The organism is Aeromonas sp. R5-1, from assembly GCF_040908265.1.
GTDB lineage: Bacteria > Pseudomonadota > Gammaproteobacteria > Enterobacterales > Aeromonadaceae > Aeromonas > Aeromonas caviae.
In genome coordinates, this window is sequence record NZ_JBFODJ010000125.1 from 38,167 (window position 1) to 57,323 (window position 19,157).

General features: G+C 59.8%; 19 protein-coding genes. 12 read left to right on the top strand and 7 right to left on the bottom strand.

What is annotated here, in order from left to right:
• Positions 1-121 precede the first annotated feature (121 nt).
• The 4 genes from map to AB5Y64_RS16990 all read left to right on the top strand — a co-directional run bounded on the left by map (position 122) and on the right by AB5Y64_RS16990 (position 5,282).
• Positions 122-910 carry a type I methionyl aminopeptidase gene (map, locus tag AB5Y64_RS16975; RefSeq protein ID WP_010673402.1) on the top strand — a complete coding sequence of 263 codons (789 nt, stop codon included), beginning with the start codon at positions 122-124 and terminating at the stop codon, positions 908-910.
• A gap of 64 nt (positions 911-974) precedes the next feature.
• Complete coding sequence (gene glnD, locus AB5Y64_RS16980) at positions 975-3,617, top strand: bifunctional uridylyltransferase/uridylyl-removing protein GlnD (protein WP_323939444.1); 2,643 nt, start codon at positions 975-977, stop codon at positions 3,615-3,617.
• Between the two features lie 178 nt (positions 3,618-3,795).
• Complete coding sequence (dapD, locus tag AB5Y64_RS16985) at positions 3,796-4,623, top strand: 2,3,4,5-tetrahydropyridine-2,6-dicarboxylate N-succinyltransferase (protein WP_010673400.1); 828 nt, start codon at positions 3,796-3,798, stop codon at positions 4,621-4,623.
• Positions 4,624-4,898: 275 nt separating this feature from the next.
• Positions 4,899-5,282 carry a DUF3461 family protein gene (locus AB5Y64_RS16990; protein WP_039039426.1) on the top strand — a complete coding sequence of 128 codons (384 nt, stop codon included), beginning with the start codon at positions 4,899-4,901 and terminating at the stop codon, positions 5,280-5,282.
• 162 nt (positions 5,283-5,444) lie between these two features.
• Here the strand turns inward: AB5Y64_RS16990 and ptsG are convergent, their stop codons facing one another.
• The 3 genes from ptsG to AB5Y64_RS17005 form a co-directional block, all read right to left on the bottom strand.
• Positions 5,445-6,878, bottom strand: a complete 1,434-nt coding sequence (gene ptsG / locus AB5Y64_RS16995) for a PTS glucose transporter subunit IIBC (RefSeq protein ID WP_103858157.1) — start codon at positions 6,876-6,878, stop codon at positions 5,445-5,447.
• A gap of 429 nt (positions 6,879-7,307) precedes the next feature.
• Positions 7,308-8,282, bottom strand: coding sequence for a MalM family protein (locus tag AB5Y64_RS17000; protein WP_161470696.1), 975 nt, complete (start codon positions 8,280-8,282; stop codon positions 7,308-7,310).
• 90 nt (positions 8,283-8,372) lie between these two features.
• Positions 8,373-9,737, bottom strand: coding sequence for a maltoporin (locus AB5Y64_RS17005; protein WP_043554772.1), 1,365 nt, complete (start codon positions 9,735-9,737; stop codon positions 8,373-8,375).
• Between the two features lie 315 nt (positions 9,738-10,052).
• Between AB5Y64_RS17005 and AB5Y64_RS17010 the strand changes: the two genes are divergently transcribed.
• Positions 10,053-10,193 (top strand): hypothetical protein, encoded by a 141-nt coding sequence (locus AB5Y64_RS17010; protein WP_154670447.1) that lies wholly within the window; start codon positions 10,053-10,055, stop codon positions 10,191-10,193.
• 71 nt (positions 10,194-10,264) lie between these two features.
• On the opposite strand, the gene AB5Y64_RS17015 is transcribed toward AB5Y64_RS17010, so the two are convergent.
• From AB5Y64_RS17015 to AB5Y64_RS17025, 3 genes are all read right to left on the bottom strand, one after another.
• On the bottom strand, positions 10,265-10,705 hold the full coding sequence (locus AB5Y64_RS17015; protein WP_039039423.1) for a flavodoxin: 441 nt from the start codon (positions 10,703-10,705) through the stop codon (positions 10,265-10,267).
• Positions 10,706-10,889: 184 nt separating this feature from the next.
• Complete coding sequence (truC, locus tag AB5Y64_RS17020; RefSeq protein ID WP_201955672.1) at positions 10,890-11,669, bottom strand: tRNA pseudouridine(65) synthase TruC; 780 nt, start codon at positions 11,667-11,669, stop codon at positions 10,890-10,892.
• Positions 11,666-12,001 carry a YqcC family protein gene (locus AB5Y64_RS17025; RefSeq protein ID WP_010673392.1) on the bottom strand — a complete coding sequence of 112 codons (336 nt, stop codon included), beginning with the start codon at positions 11,999-12,001 and terminating at the stop codon, positions 11,666-11,668. The genes truC and AB5Y64_RS17025 overlap by 4 nt, the downstream gene beginning before the upstream one ends.
• A 197-nt stretch (positions 12,002-12,198) precedes the next feature.
• On the opposite strand from AB5Y64_RS17025, the gene AB5Y64_RS17030 reads away from it, so the two are divergent.
• From AB5Y64_RS17030 to AB5Y64_RS17050, 5 genes are all read left to right on the top strand, one after another.
• Positions 12,199-13,227, top strand: coding sequence for a DUF3549 family protein (locus AB5Y64_RS17030; RefSeq protein WP_049636270.1), 1,029 nt, complete (start codon positions 12,199-12,201; stop codon positions 13,225-13,227).
• 68 nt (positions 13,228-13,295) lie between these two features.
• Positions 13,296-13,592 carry a DUF3301 domain-containing protein gene (locus tag AB5Y64_RS17035; RefSeq protein ID WP_039039421.1) on the top strand — a complete coding sequence of 99 codons (297 nt, stop codon included), beginning with the start codon at positions 13,296-13,298 and terminating at the stop codon, positions 13,590-13,592.
• A 59-nt stretch (positions 13,593-13,651) separates the two neighbouring features.
• The gene (locus tag AB5Y64_RS17040; protein WP_039039420.1) at positions 13,652-13,888 is read left to right on the top strand and encodes a DUF2789 domain-containing protein; all 237 of its coding nucleotides are present in this window, start codon (positions 13,652-13,654) and stop codon (positions 13,886-13,888) included.
• Between the two features lie 158 nt (positions 13,889-14,046).
• The gene (locus AB5Y64_RS17045; RefSeq protein WP_052816317.1) at positions 14,047-14,352 is read left to right on the top strand and encodes a DNA-binding protein; all 306 of its coding nucleotides are present in this window, start codon (positions 14,047-14,049) and stop codon (positions 14,350-14,352) included.
• 9 nt (positions 14,353-14,361) lie between these two features.
• A complete protein-coding gene (locus tag AB5Y64_RS17050) occupies positions 14,362-15,147 on the top strand; it encodes a Zn-ribbon-containing protein (protein WP_103858153.1) in 786 nt (261 codons plus the stop codon).
• 86 nt (positions 15,148-15,233) lie between these two features.
• Here the strand turns inward: AB5Y64_RS17050 and syd are convergent, their stop codons facing one another.
• A complete protein-coding gene (gene syd, locus AB5Y64_RS17055; protein WP_010673386.1) occupies positions 15,234-15,782 on the bottom strand; it encodes a SecY-interacting protein in 549 nt (182 codons plus the stop codon).
• A 105-nt stretch (positions 15,783-15,887) separates the two neighbouring features.
• On the opposite strand from syd, the gene queF reads away from it, so the two are divergent.
• Both queF and AB5Y64_RS17065 read left to right on the top strand, forming a co-directional pair.
• Positions 15,888-16,736, top strand: a complete 849-nt coding sequence (gene queF / locus AB5Y64_RS17060) for an NADPH-dependent 7-cyano-7-deazaguanine reductase QueF (protein WP_042015869.1) — start codon at positions 15,888-15,890, stop codon at positions 16,734-16,736.
• 116 nt (positions 16,737-16,852) lie between these two features.
• Entirely contained in the window at positions 16,853-19,123 is a 2,271-nt protein-coding gene (locus AB5Y64_RS17065) for a hypothetical protein (RefSeq protein ID WP_103858152.1), read from the top strand.
• The last annotated feature ends 34 nt before the right edge of the window (positions 19,124-19,157 follow it).

Genomic DNA, 19,157 nt, shown 5'->3' on the forward strand with positions numbered 1-19,157 from the left:
CACACTGGAAGTAAACGGGGGTTGGGGATAAAATTTCGCCCTGATTGCAAACGCATCTATTTTTCATTACCTGGTTGTTGGGCATCGGCAGGATGCGCAATCAGGCCCCAAGAGAGATCCCATGTCCATTAAAATCAAGACACCGGAAGAGATTGAGAAAATGCGTGTCGCCGGCCAGCTGGCCGCCGACGTGCTGGTCATGATCGCCCCCCACGTCAAGGCGGGCGTCACCACAGACGAACTGAATACCCTCTGCCACGACTACATCGTCGACGTGCAGCAGGCCATCCCCGCGCCGCTCAATTACCACGGCTTCCCTAAGTCCATCTGTACTTCGGTGAACGATGTCATCTGCCATGGCATCCCGAACCACAAGAAACTGCGGGAAGGGGACATCATCAATCTGGATATCACCGTCATCAAGGATGGTTATCACGGCGATACCTCCGCCATGTTCATCGTGGGCCAGACCACCCCCCTGCGCCGCCAGCTCTGCAAGGTGGCCCAGGATAGCCTCTATGCCGCCATCAAGCGGGTGCGCCCGGGCATGTGCATCACCGAGATCGGCGCCGTCATCCAGCCCATCGTCGAGCAGGCCGGCTTCTCCGTGGTACGCGACTACTGCGGCCATGGCATCGGTGCCGAGTTCCACGAAGAGCCGCAGATCCTCCACTACCGCAACGGCGGCAAGCTGGAGCTGAAAGCGGGCATGTGCTTCACCATCGAGCCCATGGTCAACAGCAAGAAGTACCACTGCAAGGTCAATCCGAAGGATGGCTGGACCGTGACCACCAAGGACGGCGGCGACTCCGCCCAGTGGGAGCACACCCTGCTGGTGACCGAGGATGGCTGCGAGGTCCTGACCCTGCGCCCCGACGACACTATCGAGCGTTTTATCCGCCACGTTTGACATTCAACCCCGGCCGCGCGCCGGGGTTGCTCTTTACCCGGCCCGACCGAGAGTGTGACATGCCATGGATGCCAGCCTGCTTTCTCCCCATCTGCTCCCAGACGATCAGCTCACCCGTGACAACTGCAAGGAGTACCTGAGCCGCTTTCTCGCCTGGCTGCATGAGCGCTTCGACGCCGGTGACAACATCATCGAACTGGTAGCCACCCGCTCCGAATACATGGACGCGCTGCTGACTAGGCTCTGGCACAAGTTCGGCTTCGACAGGACCGAGCTCACCCTGATCGCGGTAGGCGGCTATGGCCGCGGCGAACTCCATCCCCACTCCGATATCGACCTGCTGATCCTCTACGAAGGAGATGAACTGGACGAGGTGCTGGGGCTTCGCATCGGCGAGTTCATCACCCTCTTGTGGGATCTCAAGCTGGAGGTGGGCCAGTCGGTGCGCAACGTGGCCGAGTGCATCGAGCAGGGTCGCAACGACATCACGGTTGCCACCAACCTCATCGAGGCCCGTTACATCACGGGTCGCCTGGCGGGATTCGAGCAGTTGCAGGCGGCCACCCAGCCCCAGCACTTCTGGCCGAGCGAAGCCTTCTTTCGTGCCAAACGCGAAGAGCAGGCCCTGCGCCACCAGCAGTTTCTCGGCACCGCCTACAAGCTGGAGCCGGATCTCAAGAACAATCCCGGGGGCCTTCGCGACATCCAGACCCTGGCCTGGGTCGCCCGCCGCCACTTCGGCGCCACCACCCTGTTCGAGATGACCAGCCACGGTTTTCTCAACCGGGCCGAGTACCGGGAGCTGCTCGACTGTCAGAACTTCCTGTGGAAGGTGCGCTTCGCCCTGCACATGGCCATCAACAAGGGGGACAACCGCCTCTTGTTCGACCGCCAGCGCACCGTGGCCCAGATGCTGGGGTTCGAGGGGGAAGGAAACGGCCCGGTCGAGCAGATGATGAAGCGCTTCTACCAGACGGTGCGACGGGTGGCCGAACTCAACGAGATGCTGCTGCAACTGTTTGACGAGGCAATTCTTGGCAACACCGCCATGGACGTGCGCCGCATCAGCGACGAATTCCAGCTGCGCGGCCGCCTCATCGATGCGGTGGACTCCGAGCTGTTCGGCCGGGATCCTGCCGCCATCCTGCGACTCTTCTACCAGATAGCCCAGCACCCGGAGATCGCCGGCATCCACTCCGCCACCTTGCGCCAGTTGCGCGAGGCCAGACGCACCCTCAACTGCTGGCTGCAAGATCTACCCGAGTGTCGCCGTCTCTTCATGGCGCTCCTGCGCCACCCCAACGGCATCGGCCAGCCGCTCACCCTGATGCACAAGTACGGGATCCTCGCGGCCTACCTGCCCCAGTGGAACCTTATCGTCGGCCAGATGCAGTTCGACATGTTCCACGCCTACACGGTGGACGAGCACACCCATCGGCTGCTGCAGAACATCCATCGCTTCCCGAATACGGCCAGCCGCCAGACTCACCCGCTCTGCCACGAGGTGTTCACCCAGTTGCGCAAGCCCGAGCTGCTCAGCATCGCCGCCCTCTTCCACGACATCGCCAAGGGCAGGCGCGGCGATCATTCCGAACTCGGGGCCGTGGATGCGCTGGAGTTCTGCCAGTTGCACGGGCTGGATCGCTATGAGAGCCGGCTGGTCGCCTGGCTGGTGCGCCACCATCTGCTGATGTCGGTCACCGCCCAGCGCCGCGACATCTACGACCCGGACGTGGTCACCGACTTCGCCCAGAAGGTGCGGGATGAATTGCACCTCGACCTGCTCTATTGCCTGACCGTGGCCGACATCTGTGCCACCAACGACAGTCTGTGGAACGACTGGAAGGGCACCCTGCTGCGCGAACTCTACTTCGCCACCCAGAAGGCCCTGCGCCAGGGGTTGGAAAACCCGCCGGACATGCGCCTCAAGATCCGTGAAAACCAGCGCCAGGCCAGGCAGATCCTGACCCAGCGCGAGGTGCCACAGGAGGCGGTCACCGCCCTCTGGAACGACTTCAAGGCCGATTACTTCCTGCGCCACAGCCCGGAGCAGATCGCCTGGCACTGCCGCAAGATCATCGCCCACGGTGACAACCCGGCCCCCCTGGTGCTCATCGGCAAGCATCCCATACGGGGCGGTAGCGAGGTGTTCATCTATTGTCGCGATACCCCTAACCTCTTTGCCACCGTGGCCTCGGCGCTGGATCAGAAGAACCTCAGCATCCACGACGCCCAGATCATGAATTCGCGCAACGACTACGTGCTCGATACCTTCATCGTGCTGGAACCGAACGGCGAGCCCATCAGCCCCAACCGTACCGCCACCATCAAGAAGGCGCTGGAGAAAGCCCTTCAGGAGCCGGGCAAGCTGGTGCTGCGCAGCAAGCCCCTGTCCAGACGCCACCGCCAGTTCAGCGTGCCGACCAGGGTGGTCTTCCTGCCCCACAAGGGGGAAAACCGCCACACCCTGCTGGAGCTGACGGCCCTGGACACTCCGGGCCTATTGGCCCGTATCGGTGCCGTGTTCCAGCAGTGCGGCCTCTCCCTCCATGCCGCCAAGATCACCACCATCGGTGAGCGGGTGGAGGACTTCTTCAGCCTCACCACCCTGGCCGGAGAGCCGCTGAACCCGGAGGAGCAGCAAGCCCTCGAGGAGAGGCTGGTCAATCAGCTCAACCCCCAGGAACCGGTTGGCGAGAGTGCCTGACACGCTCGGATGAAGCCTCGAAAGAGGCTTTTTGACATATTGATTCCTCAATCAGAACAAATGGTTGGACCACTCAAGTACAATAAATCGCCCTGATTCTGAAGAAATCGGCGAGAGCCCTTAAAAACGATTGGAAAAGTGTGATACAACAAACAGAATTTTATAAAGGAAACCTGTCATGACCCAGTTGCAACAGACCATCGAAGCGGCCTTCGAGCGCCGTGACTCCATCACCCCCGGCTCCGTCGATGCCGCCACCAAGGCCGCCATTCTGGAAGCCATCGACCTGCTGGACTCCGGCAAAGCACGGGTTGCCGAGAAGATTGCCGGCGAGTGGGTCGTCCACCAGTGGCTGAAGAAGGCCGTGCTGCTCTCCTTCCGCATCAACGACAACGGCATCATCAAGGGCGACGATGCCCAGTACTACGACAAGGTTCCCCTGAAGTTCTCCAACTACACCGAAGAGCAGTTCAAGGCTGCCGGTGTACGCGTCGTGCCGCCCGCGACCGCGCGCAAAGGCTCCTTCATCGCCCCGAACACCGTGCTGATGCCCTCCTACGTCAACATCGGCGCCTTCGTCGATGAAGGCACCATGGTCGACACCTGGGCCACCGTGGGCTCCTGCGCCCAGATCGGCAAGAACGTGCACCTCTCCGGCGGCGTCGGCATCGGCGGCGTACTGGAGCCACTGCAGGCCAACCCGACCATCATCGAAGACAACTGCTTCATCGGTGCCCGTTCCGAAGTGGTGGAAGGGGTGATCGTCGAGGAAGGCTCCGTCATCTCCATGGGGGTCTTCATCGGCCAGTCCACCCGCATCTATGACCGCGAAACCGGCGAAATCCACTACGGCCGAGTCCCGGCCGGCTCCGTGGTCGTTTCCGGCTCCCTGCCCTCCAAGTGCGGCAAGTACAGCCTCTACGCCGCCGTCATCGTCAAGAAGGTGGATGCCAAGACCCGCGCCAAGGTCGGCATCAACGCCCTGCTGCGCTCCATCGACGAGTAATCCACGCCGATGTCATCAAGGGCACCTCTGGTGCCCTTTTTCATGCCCGCTCTCATGGGTGGACGCCAACTCCCCTGCCCCACCAGCACTGCACACCCCCATGAGACGATACCGCTTATGGCAGTGCTGGCAAGGCGTTCACCCCTCCCCCTTGGCTCGTTGATTAAAAAAGACCTTTTTGACACCAGTTTGAATTTGGCGCGCCTGTCACAGGCAAGGCGTCCGGACTCGGGTAAGATAGAGGGGTCAGGATCGTTTCAAACCAAGGAAGCCCGATGTACGAGAATCTCAAGAGCCTGGGGATCCAGGAACCCACCTCGGTGGACAGCTACACCCTGCGCCAGGAAGCCAACCACGACATCCTCAAGATCTATTTCAAGAAGCAGAAGGGTGAATTCTTCGCCAAGAGCGTCAAATTCAAATACCCCCGCCAGCGCAAGACCATGCTGGTCGACTCGGGGACCCATGAGTACAAAGATGTCACCGAGATCAACGCCAACCTCAAATACGTGGTGGATGAGCTGGACAATCTGACCCAGGGCGGCCAGCCTTCCGCCGATCCGGACATCAAGCAGAAGATACTGCGCGACTTGCGTCATCTGGAAAAAGTGGTGCAGAACAAGATCAGCGAGATAGAACGGGATCTCGAAAAGCTTTAAGCCGGTCTGATGCAGCAAAGGCGCCCAGGGGCGCCTTTTTCATTGGGTCACACCATGCTGGCGCCGTCAGGAAAGCCCCCGCACATGTCCCGCCACCAAACGCAACCCAGCAAAAAGGGAGGCTTGCGCCTCCCTTTTCGGAACTCGGATATCGGAGCGCAATCAGTTGCTCTTCATCCAGATGTCCATTTCAGTTTTCAGGTTGTCGGACTTGGTGCCGAAGATGGCTTGTACACCGGAACCCGCCACCACCACACCGGCGGCGCCCAGCTTCTTCAGACCAGCCTGGTCAACCTTGGCCACATCCTTCACACCGACACGCAGACGGGTGATGCAGGCGTCCAGAGAGGCGATGTTCTCTTTGCCACCGAAGGCGGAGACCAGTGCAGCAGACATCTCGTCCTTGCTTTGACCGGCAGAGGACTCTTGGGCAGCTTCGTGTTCACGACCCGGGGTTTTCAGGTTCATGGCACGGATGACCACGGTGAAGACCACGTAGTAGATGACCGCGTAGACCAGACCCAGACCCACCAGCAGCAGCATGTTGTCGGCACGCGGGGATTGCACCACGAAGTCGATGAAGCCGTTGGAGAAGGTGTGACCGTGCACGACACCCAGCATGTTGGTCAGGACGTAAGCCAGACCAGCCAGCAGCGCGTGAATCGCATACAGCACAGGCGCCACGAACAGGAAGGAGAATTCGATAGGTTCGGTGATACCGGTCAGGAAGGAGGTCAGGGCAGCGGAGGCCATGATACCAACAATCTTTGCGCGGTTTTCCGGCTTGGCAGCGTGAGCGATGGCAAACGCAGCAGCAGGCAGACCGAACATCTTGAACAGGTAACCACCGGCCAGTTGACCGAAGCCGTTACCGGCAGCACGGGAAGCGTCATCAGCAGTCAGGAAGCAGGTCATGATGCCGTGTACGGTTTCGCCAGCGGCGTTGACACAGGTACCCGCCTGATAGAAGAAGGGGACGTTCCAGATGTGGTGCAGACCGAACGGGATCAGGGAGCGCTCAACCACGCCGTAGATACCGAAGGCCAGTACCGGGTTCTGGTTGGCAGCCCAGTCGGAGAAGGCACCGATGGCACCACCGATCGGCGGCCAGATGAAGGAGAGCACAACACCCAGGCCGATGGAGACGAAGCCGGTGATGATGGGCACGGCACGCTTACCGGCGAAGAAGCCAAGGTACTCGGGCAGCTGGATCTTGTAGAAGCGGTTGAACGCCCAGGCAGCAACACCACCGGCGAGGATACCCCCCAGCACACCGGTATCGATGCTCTCGACCCCCATCACAGGTGCCATGACCTTCAGGGTGGCGACCATGATGCCGTAGCCAACGATGGCTGACAGACCGGATACGCCGTCGTTATTGGTAAAGCCGAGGGCCACACCCACTGCGAACAGCAGGGCCATCTGACCAAATACGGAACCACCGGCCTGCTCCATCAGCTGGGAGACAATTTCCGGCAACCAGCTGAAGTGGGCAGCACCCACCCCCAGCAGAATACCTGCAACGGGCAAGACCGATACGGGCAGCATCAGCGCCTTACCGACCTTTTGCAGATTAGAGAAAGCATTTTTTAACATGTGTGCGCTCCTGAATGGATTTTTTTCCGACAACGACTCAGTGCAGTTTATTGATGACGGTGTACTTCATCCATGGCTGCATCGAATGCGTTTTCCGGGGTGTTTATTTTGACCTACAGAATATAACCCAGCAGGGTCGGAAATACCTCCATCGAGGCCAAGGGAATAATAAATTTGGAGGAGAGATCACAAGATAATAAATAAGCAGGAAGGGGGCTATCTTGAATATTATTTCGTATTGTTATAGCTTTGCCGCAAAAAGAAAAAAAACACTTCATGATAATTCAAAAGGAAACCAATAAATACCCAAGGAAACCAATTGTAACGATATGTAACTCATTGCAGCTTTATATTATCCAGTCTACCGATTAAAAAGGCCTCCAACAAGGGAGGCCTGCAATAAATATTACGTTGAATAAATCCGCTTATTCAGTTCTTTTGTGAACGTTTAATCGCATCAATAAAGACGGATTTCGCCTTGGTTGAACCTGCACGTTCGGCTTCATTCACCAACTGCATCGCCTTGTCGATATCCCCGGCCTTGACCGCCTTCTCGATCTGGCTGCTGTAGAAGGTCTCTGTTTCGCTCAACATCGCGGGGGCAGGTGTACTGGGGGTTGCTGCCACCGCAGCAGTGGTCGCTGCCGTCGCCGCCACGGCCGTCGTAGCCGGTTTGGCCTGACTCATCGCCACCTTGTCCGAATATTCGGGCTTGAACACGGCTTCCAGGCCTTGCCCCTTGGCCATGTCAACGACCTTTATTTGTAGCAGACCCCAAGGAGAATGGGGGATCACGGGGTCCTTGATATCCGGCTCAACCGTGCCATTGGCACGGGCGAACGCCTTGGCAGGATGCAGTATGGTGGTGCTGCCAGACAGCTCGTCGGCCGGGGCGTAGACCACCATGTAAGTTTCGGTCGCCGGGTTGCCCGGCATGCTGCGATCCACGAACACCTTGCCTTCAATCCTGTCATTGTCGAGCAGGTGGGCGGGTTGATACGTGAAGACAGATTCACCCAGCACACGGGTTACCTTGAACTGGGCATCCAGCATGACTACCTTGGGCACGAGCACCGTCTTGCTCACCTGAGAGGCCAGGGTGATGGCCAGGTTGCCGGTATTGACCGGCAGGCGATAGGCGGCGAAATAACTCATCCCCTCGTCAAATTGATAACTGGGCTGCTTGCCATCGATGGTCAGCAGCGTCTCACCTTCCGGCAAGGAAACATAATTGAATTCGTTGAACCCTGCGCAGCAACTGGTGGCCTGGGAGAGCGCCTGCTTGGCCTGGTCGGCATTACTCAGGATGGAGGCGTGTTCCTGTACGGGCACCACCATGCTACCGGAACAACCGGCCAACAGCGCGGTAACCACGGCCGCGATAGACATCTTTACCAGTTTCATTCTTCTTATCTCCATAACCCGGTTGCCAAATCCTGCTAAACAAAACTGCCCCCATACGGGGGCAGTGACTAACTTAACTGAAAGAAGTGCTTACCACCAAGCTTCCGCTTGCACACCCACTTGGTAGGTGTCTTTGGAGGTGCCGCTTTCGAAGACTTTCTGATCTTCGTCGTTGGCCAGGTAGGAGGCGAACACACGGATTTCAGGACGGGCCCAGAAGCTGGAGCCGGCAGACCAGGCTTGAGCCAGGGTCAGCTTGTAACCGGAGTCATCAACAGAGGTACCGTTGGTGGACTTGGTCTTGTCCTTGAAGTAGCCGCCTTCGAAGATGGTCTTGTTGAAGTCATCCCACTTGTACATGGGGCGAACAACGGCGGACATGGCTTCAACCTTGTCGTTGCCATCCCACATCTCGTTGCCTACACCGTAGACCAGCTGGTGACCCATCTCGAAGTTGTTGCCCATGGGAACAACACCCCAGTTGATGATGCGGAAACCATCAGCACCGTCTTTGGCTTCGGCACCGTACCAGGAGCCGTCACCGTAGAAGGCCATGGTCTTGGAGTAACCTTCAGTACCGTACTGCAGCACAGTCTTGTTGAAGCCACCCAGGATGCCTTGGGTCAGTTCGGCAGTCAGCATGACGCCGTCTTTCATGTTGTTGTTTTTCAGCGGTTTCTGCGCTTCAGTCTCGTTAACCAGTGCGTAGTCTACGCCCAGTTCCAGAGACGCTTCGCTCCACAGCGGGATACCGGCATAACGCAGGTCCAGTGTGTTGACGTTAACATCTTCGTTCTTGGTGTAAGTAGGATCTTCTACATAGTTACCAGTCGGGTTGCCGTTTGCATCCAAAACAGGTTTTTTATTTACACCGGTCTTAGTGTACTGACCGAACACATCGGCCGCGCTGCGGTCGTTGCGAACCCAGGCGAAGGAGATCTTGCCAGGACCGGCCTGGATGCCTTCGATACCGGCACCAGCACCGGAGATGTTCCAGTAGTAGAAGTCGGAGATGTGGATATCGTGACGTTGGTAGTAACGCTTACCGGCCCACAGGGTGGCTTCCGGCGCGAAGCCCAGCAGGCCCTTGGCTTGCACGTTGAACTGACGCAGGGCGAAGTCGGAGTCGCCGTTGCACTGCTTGGCATCGAAGTTACAGACGGTGCCGGTACCTTCCCAATCGTTGGAGCCGTTGGACGCCATGGCGAACATGGAGTCTACGTAGAAAGTCTTGCCATCTTTGTTGAAGACTTCCTGACCCAGCTGGACTTCGCCGTAGGTATCATTTTCGTTACCCAGACGACCAACCTTGTTGACGTTGTATTTGACCATGTCCCCGTCACCGGAAACACCGACACCGGAACGGAAGTAGCCGTGGAAATCAACGGCGAAGGCGGCTTGGGAAGCCAGGGCTGCGGTTACTGCTGCAGCGATCGGGAGCCACTTTGCTTTCATTTTCATTTTCCTTATTCCCGCTGAGAGGAGTGTGATCCTGATATTCAAGTTCTTATCACCGGAAAAACGTTTTGGTGATAACCGAGGTCGATTATAGGTACCCAAATTCCCTGCAAACATGAGCTGATTCACAAAACGATGACAAATCGCACGCCACAGACAGCCACAGCAACAAAATGTCAATAAATTTTCATTTTTTGGCACCAACCACCCTAGATAAGCACAAAAAATAAAAACAACAACCAAAGAAAGCGCTTTCAAATATTAATTCGCGACGAGAGTTAAGTGATAAATCCGTGTCGCAGTAGCAAAAACATGACTGAAATCGCTTTCAATGCGGAACTTTTAATTTTTCAATTTGTCGTGGGTGATGATGAATATGGCCAACCGGTTATCATGATTGGCGAGAAAAATAACCGGACGAAAGAGAGGATATATTTGGGGGCTGAGGCGTGACGCCCCAAAAATAAAACACCCCCGTCAGCACACTCACGGAGGTGAATTTATTCTCGGGGAGAAGGGTCTGGCTACAGTCTATTTTCCCAGGTTTTCAACCAGGCCAGCGCCGCCACTTCAGGCTCATCTTCTACCGTCGCATCGATTTCCAGACGCACAACCAGTGGCTCGGCAGCCAGCTCCTGCAACAGAGCATCCAGCGTTCGCCCCGCTCCGCAGAAGTGTTCATAGCTGCTGTCTCCCATGGCGATGAGGGCATAGCGCCATCCCTTCATATAAGGAGCACGATCGGCCAGGGCACTGGCAAAGGGCTGCAAATTGGGCGGTATATCCCCCTGCCCCGTGGTGGCGGTCACGATGAGCAGAAAGCGGGAGGCATCGATGTCGGTCAGCGCCGCGTCATCGAAGATCTGGCAGACATGGCCATTGGCTTGCAGGTGGTCACAGAGGGTCTCGGCCACCAGCATGGCCGAGCCGTAGACGGTGCCGACCAGGATGTCGATCTCGGCCATCAGCGACTCCTCAGGGACAGATATTGGACCCGGCAAGACCGGGATGGGTAGGAAGAGCCCCCCTGAACAGGCGGGGGGCACGCGATTGCGCAGGCGATATCTCGTTGAGCCATAAGTCATTCCTCTGACGTACCTGGGCTACAGCATGCCACAGCCCGGTCAGAGGCAACAGATGGAAAGAGGCTCAGGCGCCGTAGTCTTGCTCGCTGGCAGGCCAGCCCAGACGGGCGAACAGACCCAGCACCTCGGGGCCCAGGGGCGCCTGGATCCGCATCGGCACCTTGAGCACCGGATGCTCGAAGCTCAGACGGTGCGCGATCAGCAGTAGGCGGTCGCACCCGTAATGCTCGCGAAAGAAGCGGTTGTGCCGGCCATCCCCGTAGGTGGTATCACCGACGATGGGGTGGAACAGGTGATCCAGATGGCGGCGCAGCTGGTGCTTGCGCCCCGTCTTGGGAAAGAGGCGGACCAGGCTGTAGCGACTGGTGGGATGTTTCTTGGAGACGGCGAAGGGCAGCTCGACCTGATGCAGACGACGAAACGCGGTCACCGCCTCCTGGGCGGGGCGATCCGGGTCGCTGAAGGCATCGGCAATCTTGTCCAGCTGCTCCTTGAGCGGATAGTCGATGAGCCCCTCTTCGGGGGCCCATCCCCGCACCAGTGCCAGGTACTCCTTGTGGACCTGACGGGCAGCAAAGGCCTCGGTCAGGGTACGGGCCACGGCAGGATCGAGAGCAAACAGCAGCACACCCGAAGTGGGCCTGTCCAGTCGGTGCACGGGGTAGACATGACGACCCCCGATCAGATCCCGGGTCATCTGCATGGCGAAACGGGTCTCGGCCTTGTCGAGCCAACTGCGGTGCACCAGGAGACCGGACGGTTTGTTCACCGCCACCAGCCAGTCATCCTGATAGAGCAGAGTCGGCTGCAAGGCATCCGCTGTCCGGGTCTGCTCGTCCATCATTGTTCGACCACTTTGCCGGAAAGCAGCAGATCGAAACGGGCGATCAGACGAAGCAGGGCCTCGACCTCCGCCAGCTCCTCTTTATAGACCTCACTCGCCATGGGATAGAGGGAGACGCTGGTCGGCAGCGGAGCCTGCAGCAGCACCAGCTGCTCCATGCGCGGGATCAGCACGAACTGCAGCCACTGATCGAAACTCAGGGTATCGACACAAAACGGCAGCTCGCTTGCCAGCGCCTCGCTCCCCGGATGGTCGGCTTGCCAGCGTTCCAGACGTTGCAACTCGGCAGTCAGCTCTCCCAGCAGACCGGCAACCAGCAGATATTGATTCATCTCGCTCACTTCCTCATCGCGGGCCCGGTCTGCGACGGGGCCCCACTCAATACGGCCATCAAAAAGGGGCGCTACTATACACCGACCCCGCAATGGCTGCCATGTTACCGTCACCTTCATCCCCTGCATCACCGCCTCTGGCTATCTGGTGCAGCCCCCTTATAATCGCCCGCATTATCTTCAAGCGGGATCTCTTCATGTCTTCCATCAACACCCTGACCGAGTTTCTGACCCAGGCCGATACCCAGTTCCAGCTGTTCGATCTGGGCCGCCAGGTGCGCCCGCTCCCCAGCGACCTCTTCGTGCGCATCGAGCAGCAGCAGGAGCCCTACCCCTGGCCGTTGCAGCAGCACGCCTGGCTCGGCGTGCACTTCTTCCAGCCGACCGAATCCAGGCACTACCTCTGGTTCCTCAAGTTCGCCCTTGATGAACGCGGCCTGCTCATCTCCAGCGGCCCCAAGCATTTCATGGATCAGGTGGTAGAGACTCTGGGCTACAAGCTCACCGGTGAACTGGACGAAGAGAAGGCCCAGCGTCTGGCGGACAACCCCTACACCTTCCGTCCGGCCGAGGCCAAGATGGCCAGTGTGCACGCCAAGCTGGCCCGCCAGCTGGAACAAGCCCCTTCCGCTTACTACGAGGCCCTCTGCCACTATCTGGCGGCGCCGGGGGAAGAGGGGTGGCAGGCCCTGGGACTGCAAGGGTTTGCAGATCTCGCGGAGCAGCTGCAGGTTGAACGCAACCTGGCACTGGTCTGCAAGGCCTTGCCCGTACTGCCGCAGGCCCCCCTCTACGCCCTGTGCCAGAGCCTGGAGAACGCCCCCCTGCCTCCTGCCCTGCAAGGCGCATTGCTGGAGCGCATCGGCAAGGAGCAGGAGTGCGCCGAGCCTGACCCCGAAACCCTGGCCTATCTGTGCCGGGCACTGGCCTCCTGCCCGGGCAACGGACTGCGCACCAACAAGCTGCTGACCCTGCTGCAAACCCGGCCAAGCCCCTCCCTGCTCCTCGCCATCGCTGGCCGCCTCTGGCCCGATCTGAAACACCCCGAACTGCTCGGCCTGTTTCTGGAGCAGCTCGCCCTGCAACCCACCCAGTTCTTCAACCAGGTATTTGCCGAGCTCGTCACGCTACCGGCATTGCGCAATGATATGCTGGCAAAACTGCGTGACCCCGAACGCAGCGAGGCCCTGGGTCTGGCCATCGGTCGCCTGTTCGCTGCCACCTAGGCCCGACACAACGGCCCTGTTGCCTGAGATGAACAGGGCCCCACACACATCACAGAAGGAACCCGCTGATGGGAGAAATGCTTGGGATCTTGCTGCTCGGCCTCGTTGGCTGGGCCTTCTGGCAACAGCGCCGCCAGGCGGAGTTGGCTTGGCAATACATGCGCCGCTACTGCCAGCACCACGACCTGCAACTGCTGTCGCTGGCGCGGACACACCGTGCCCTGGGGCACAAGCCCCTGCGCCTGCTCACCTACTACCAGTTCGAGTTCTCCAGCGACGGAGAGAGCCATTATCAGGGGCAGCTCTGCATGCAGGGGCTGCATGTCGCCGGTGTCGAACTGCCACCCCATCGTCTCCCCTCCTAGATTTGAGAGCACGGGGGCTGGCTATACTCTTCCACAGCCCCCTTCCAAGGAGTACCGACATGGAATTGCTCACCCATGACATGGCCGCCCTGTTTGCCCAGCTGGGGCTGGCCAGTGACGACATCAGCCAGCAGCGTTTTATCCGCGACCATCCCATCGATCGCCATACCCAGTTGCCCGACGCGCCGTTCTGGACGCCTTCCCAGGCAGGCTTTCTGCGCGATGCCCTCAGCCACGACGCCGACTGGGCGGAAGCCATCGACCAGCTGGATGTGATGCTGCGCCAGGGGACCTGATCCCCGCACTCCCGGCGGCCAGCGTTGGGTAGACGCGGAGCCGCCAATCCCCTCCCTCTCGCCACCCACGCCCTTCGCTCCGCTTTCCTGATGGACAGGCTTTGATTAAGCTCTGTGCCACTATCCACCCGCAGCAAGACGGCCGTGCAGGAGCCAAGATGTCAGCCCAAGAGATCATCCAGATAGCCAACGAACTCAGTGCCAGGGGGATCACCCCCTCTACCGCCATGGTCAAGGCCCGCCTCAGCCATCCCGTGCCCATGGCCGAGCTGCTCAAGGTGTTGAGCCAGTGGAAGCAGCAACCCCAGCCCGCGTCGACAGCGCCCGCCCCCGCCAGTGCCCCCGAGGCGTCCCCCCTGGCCACGGAAAGCGTCACTCTTCAGCAGCTGAGCGAGCAGCTCGCCCGGCTGGAGCAGAAGGTCGATCGCCTCACCGATCTGCTGCTCAACCAGAAGCCGGATTGACCCATCGCCATGTATATCCTCGAACTCACCTTTGAGTGCTACCGCGATACCTCCCTCGGGGAAGCCGAACGGGCCATCGTCCACTACCTCGACATGTTGCGCTATCAGGGGCAGATCCTGGGGCGGGAGTTTCCCACCAGCATGCACGAAGGCTATTTCGTCAGCCGGGTGGTCTGCCCGGAGCAGGACAGCCTGCACCCTGACAACCAGAGCGAGCTGGTCGCCCTTGCCGAGCAAGGTCTGCACCAGGCGGGCCTGCTCGCCCCCAAACTCCACCTGCAAGGGGCGGATCTGCTCTCGGACAGTACGGACCCGTGCGCAGAGCAGGGGGAGCGTCCCAGCTGGATGCTGCTCTACACCAGCTTCCTGCACAGTTGCTCTCCCCTGCGCTGTGGCGATCACTTCGCCCCCATCCCGCTCTATCGGCTGCCCGCCGTCGCCAACGGTGATCACAAGCAGATCATCAAGTGGCAGGAAGATTGGGAAGCCTGCGATCAGTTGCAGATGAACGGCTCCATCGCCGAGCACTCCGCCCTGCACGAAATCGGCGAGGTGGGCAGCCGCCTTCATCGTCGGGGCAGCGATCTCGCCAGACGGCTGGAGCTCCTGAGCGGCATTCCCACCTATTACTATCTCTACCGGGTAGGCGGCCTGAGCGCCGCCGAAGAGCGGGCTCGCCCCTGCCCTGGCTGTGGTGGTCCATGGGCGCTGGCCGCCCCCCTGCATGAGATCTTCGACTTCAGGTGCGAGCCTTGCAGGCTGGTGTCCAACCTCTCCTGGGACTTCAAGGAGTAGGAGCCTACCGCGCACAATGGCGCAATAAAATGGCGCCATAAAAAGAGAGGGCCTTGCCAGGTGGCAAGGCCCTCTCTTTTGGGGCATCACTGGGGCAAGGTTTCCAGTCGCGCCAGAAAGGCCGGCAACGAGGGGGCCAGCGTCAGGCGCCGTCCGGAGTCCAGCCACTCCAGCCACACCTGGCCGCTCTCGTTATCGAGGGACACCAGCGTCATCTCGTTGCGGGTCGTGGCAATGAAGAGTGAAGGGGATCGCTTCAACTTGCGCAGCATCAGCAGGTGGCCGATGAGGTTCTCCTTGAGCAGATCCAGATCGGCGTCGTTCCACGGCAGGATGAGTTCGATGCGCAGCCCCTTGAAAGAGCAGGGCAGAGGGCGGCTGAACCAGTGGCCAAACAGGGCGATGGCGCTGGGATGCAGGGTCAGCTCCAGGGCGTTCGCCATGGCCGTGAAGTCGGCTGCCTGCTCCCGCTGGAACGGACGCCAGGCTACCCGCCCCTCCCTGGGTTCATCCAGCTCGCAAGGAGAGCGCCAGTCGGCCTCCCAGTCACACAGGGGCAGCCCCCGCCTTCCTTCACCATCGCGCTGCCAGCGTAAAAAGAACTGCTCCAGGGCAGACAGGACTTGATCCGACATCGATATTCCCCACAATAGCGGCCTCTGATGGCCGCAAGTACCTGATCGAAAAATCGGGCCATTGCACCATCAAACCCCTTATCAGACAAGCGTGAGCAAACCAGCATGAGCAAACAAGAGAGATACGCCGGCGCCAGTGCGCTGCAAGGCCTGAGCCTGGGGCAGCAGTCCGCCTACATCAGCCAGTACACCCCGAGTCTGCTGCAGCCCGTGCCACGCAGTCTGAACCGCGACGATCTTGGCCTGAGAGGTGAACTGCCGTTCCAGGGGTGCGACGTCTGGACCCTGTATGAACTCTCCTGGCTCAATGCCAAAGGCAAGCCCGTGGTTGCCATCGGGGAGGTCTTTGTGCCTGCTACCAGCCCGAATCTCATCGAGTCCAAGTCGTTCAAGCTTTACCTGAACTCCTTCAACCAGACCCGCTGCGACTCCCTGGAGGCAGTGCAAGCGCTGCTGGTTCAGGATCTGAGTGGCTGCGCTGGTGCCCCGGTGAGCGTCACCCTCTTCACCCTCGACCAGGCCCCCCACCAGATAGCCCAGCTGCCCGGTGAGTGCATCGACAACCTGGATATCGAGGTGGACGGCTACGAGTTTGACGAAACCCTGCTGCAAGGGGCCGCCGGTCGCGAGATCGTGGAGGAGACCCTGCACAGCCACCTGCTCAAGTCCAACTGCCTGGTGACCAGCCAGCCGGACTGGGGATCCGTGGTGATCCACTATCGCGGCCCGCGTCTCGACCGGGAGAAGCTGTTGCGCTACCTCATCTCGTTCCGCCAGCACAACGAGTTCCACGAGCAGTGCATCGAGCGCATCTTTACCGATCTCAAGCACTTCTGCGCCCCGGAAAAACTGACCGTCCATGCCCGTTACACCCGCCGCGGCGGCCTGGACATCAACCCCTTCCGCAGCGACTGGGAGCCGGTTCCGGCGAACCTGCGCCTCATTCGCCAGTAATCACCGGCGCCGCCATCCTGCGGGCTGCGGCCGGCTGCGCATCACCTCAGTAAACTCTGGACGGGCGGGGGTGGGCTTGGATAACATGCCTGCACCTCCGTGCCGTTCTTAATCCAATGAATCAACTGTTTTTTCTGGCAATGATGATGTCCTCCCTGTCGGCTCCTGATCTGGATCTGGCCAAGGAGCAGTTGTCCATCGACCTGCAGCAGGCCCAGACCCTGGTGCTGACCGATCCCGCCAGATGTGCCCAGATTGCCACCTCCTTCCTCGAACGCACGGCTAACAATCCCAAGCAGATCATCAGCAACCGTCAGGAATACGGCTATCGCGAGCCGATGCTGAACTACGGTACCGCCACCCAGACCACGGGCGCCTATCTGCTCAAGGGGGAGTGTCTGCAGCAGCTAGGGCAGTTCGCCCAGGCACAGGAGTCCTTTGAGCAGGGCATCGCCATGGCCGAGAAAGAGCAGCAGTTCGAGCTGCAGGCCCATGGGCTCTATCTGCTGGTTAGAAGCCGCAACCTGCAACAGCATACCCATGGCGCCGCGGCCCCCCTGCTCGACAAACTCGACAAACTGCTGGCCAATCCCGACCTCAAGGAGAGCCAGTTGCAGGTCTACAGCCGCCTGCTGCGCGTCAACGCCAGCATAGAGGAGCGGCAATTCGATCTCGCCAAACAGCAGCTGGCCGAGACCCGCAAATGGGCGGATCACGCCAAACAGCCTCTGGCCAGGGCCTGGACCAGCGCCGTGGGCGGGGATCTCTATCAGGCTCTGGGTCAGCCCCAGCTTGCACTGGGGGAGTACATCGAAGCACAACAGCAAGCCAAGCCCCTGCAGGATCCCCTCTTCCTCGGCCTGCTCTCGAACCAGATGGTCAGCCTCTATCAGGAAGAGCAGGAGCCACAAAAAGCGCTGCAATACGCCAGCGAGGCGGCCAACTATTTTCATGCCCTCGGCAATTCCTCCATGCTGAGCGACGCCCTGATCGTGCTCGCCCGCCTCAACCGGGATCAGGGCGAGATGAACATGGCGCTGGTCTATTTCTTCAATGCCCTCGACCTGCTGGACGAGAGCAGCAACCGTACCCGCATCGCCCACCTCAAGTTCGAGATAGGCAAAACCTACCTGCAGACCGGCAATCTCAACCTGGCGCGAAACTACCTGAACGCCGCACGCCAGTCCCATGAGCTGGGGGATGACAAGGAGTCGCTCATCGACACCCTGCTGTTGCTGGGAGAGCTGCACCTCAAGCAGCAGGAGGCGGGCATCGCCATCCTGCAGTTGGAGAACGCTCTCACCCTGGCCAACCGGATTGGGGACATCCGGCGCCAATTCGAGATCTTCCGCCTGCTCTCCGTCGCCTATGAGCAGAAGGGTTACCTCCAGCAGGCCCTGGAGAGCTACAAGAATTACCACCAGCGCAGCGAACTGGTTCGCCAGCAACAGCTGGCGCTGGAGCAGGAGGCGGTGCGCGACAACTACGCCCAGGTGGAGCGGGTGCAACAGGTCAAGGAGCTGGAACAGCAACTCGACGCCAGCCAGCACCAGCAGGAGCGATACCTCTGGACCAGCGTCAGCACCGGGCTGCTGCTGGCACTCTTCATCTATCTGTTCTTCACCCTCTGGCTGAAACTGCGGGTCGCACGCCTTCATGCCAAACAGCTGGGAGAAGCCCTGCTGGTAGAGCCGCGCAGCGGCCTGGCCAACTGGCAGCGACTGATGAGTCGCTGGCCGCGGGAGATGGCCAAGCGCCAGCAAAAATCCGAGCGCTGGTACCTGAGCGAACGCCCCACCAGCGAATTTGACGACAAGCTGCACTACCTGCTGTTCCGGGTTCCCTTCCTGATCAACAGTCTGGAACAGCACGGCTATCAGGTCAGCCGCGAGATAGAGCAGGCCTTCGGCCGCTACGTCAACGAACTGACCCCGCAGGATGGCCGCATCTACGACCTGCGCGAAGGCCACCTGCTCTATGTGGTGCCCCAGCGCCACGTGGCCCAGTTGCATCAGCTGGCCCAGACCCTGCTCGACACCCTGGCAGCCTTCCCCTGCGAGCACCCGCTGGACAGGCGCATCAGCCTCGGCATCGTCAGTCATCCCTTCCTGCCCAAGGCGGCCATGGCCCTCGATCACCACGGCCTGTTCGATCTCTGCTACCTGGCCCTCTCGGGTGCCATTCAGCTCAGCGAAAAATGCCAGCAGAGCGTCTGGCTTGAGCTGGCCGCCATCGATTGCCAGCAGGCCGCATTTTTTAACGGAGATGTGTGGCAATGCTGCTTGATGGCAATTGACAAGGGACTGGTAAAAGTAAATTCTTCTCATGAAAAGCAATGGGTTAACTGGCTTGCGCTTTCACGGACGAAGGTTGCGGACAATCCGTGACAAAAAGGTACTCAACGGGGTCCTAGATTGGCTT

Bases quoted from the DNA above. Each gene is read 5' to 3' on its own strand.
- map (WP_010673402.1), top strand. From the start codon at position 122: ATGTCCATTAAAATCAAGACACCGGAAGAGATTGAGAAAATGCGTGTC.
- glnD (WP_323939444.1), top strand. From the start codon at position 975: ATGGATGCCAGCCTGCTTTCTCCCCATCTGCTCCCAGACGATCAGCTC.
- dapD (WP_010673400.1), top strand. From the start codon at position 3,796: ATGACCCAGTTGCAACAGACCATCGAAGCGGCCTTCGAGCGCCGTGAC.
- AB5Y64_RS16990 (WP_039039426.1), top strand. From the start codon at position 4,899: ATGTACGAGAATCTCAAGAGCCTGGGGATCCAGGAACCCACCTCGGTG.
- ptsG (WP_103858157.1), bottom strand. From the start codon at position 6,878: ATGTTAAAAAATGCTTTCTCTAATCTGCAAAAGGTCGGTAAGGCGCTG.
- AB5Y64_RS17000 (WP_161470696.1), bottom strand. From the start codon at position 8,282: ATGAAACTGGTAAAGATGTCTATCGCGGCCGTGGTTACCGCGCTGTTG.
- AB5Y64_RS17005 (WP_043554772.1), bottom strand. From the start codon at position 9,737: ATGAAAGCAAAGTGGCTCCCGATCGCTGCAGCAGTAACCGCAGCCCTG.
- AB5Y64_RS17010 (WP_154670447.1), top strand. From the start codon at position 10,053: ATGACTGAAATCGCTTTCAATGCGGAACTTTTAATTTTTCAATTTGTC.
- AB5Y64_RS17015 (WP_039039423.1), bottom strand. From the start codon at position 10,705: ATGGCCGAGATCGACATCCTGGTCGGCACCGTCTACGGCTCGGCCATG.
- truC (WP_201955672.1), bottom strand. From the start codon at position 11,669: ATGATGGACGAGCAGACCCGGACAGCGGATGCCTTGCAGCCGACTCTG.
- AB5Y64_RS17025 (WP_010673392.1), bottom strand. From the start codon at position 12,001: ATGAATCAATATCTGCTGGTTGCCGGTCTGCTGGGAGAGCTGACTGCC.
- AB5Y64_RS17030 (WP_049636270.1), top strand. From the start codon at position 12,199: ATGTCTTCCATCAACACCCTGACCGAGTTTCTGACCCAGGCCGATACC.
- AB5Y64_RS17035 (WP_039039421.1), top strand. From the start codon at position 13,296: ATGGGAGAAATGCTTGGGATCTTGCTGCTCGGCCTCGTTGGCTGGGCC.
- AB5Y64_RS17040 (WP_039039420.1), top strand. From the start codon at position 13,652: ATGGAATTGCTCACCCATGACATGGCCGCCCTGTTTGCCCAGCTGGGG.
- AB5Y64_RS17045 (WP_052816317.1), top strand. From the start codon at position 14,047: ATGTCAGCCCAAGAGATCATCCAGATAGCCAACGAACTCAGTGCCAGG.
- AB5Y64_RS17050 (WP_103858153.1), top strand. From the start codon at position 14,362: ATGTATATCCTCGAACTCACCTTTGAGTGCTACCGCGATACCTCCCTC.
- syd (WP_010673386.1), bottom strand. From the start codon at position 15,782: ATGTCGGATCAAGTCCTGTCTGCCCTGGAGCAGTTCTTTTTACGCTGG.
- queF (WP_042015869.1), top strand. From the start codon at position 15,888: ATGAGCAAACAAGAGAGATACGCCGGCGCCAGTGCGCTGCAAGGCCTG.
- AB5Y64_RS17065 (WP_103858152.1), top strand. From the start codon at position 16,853: ATGAATCAACTGTTTTTTCTGGCAATGATGATGTCCTCCCTGTCGGCT.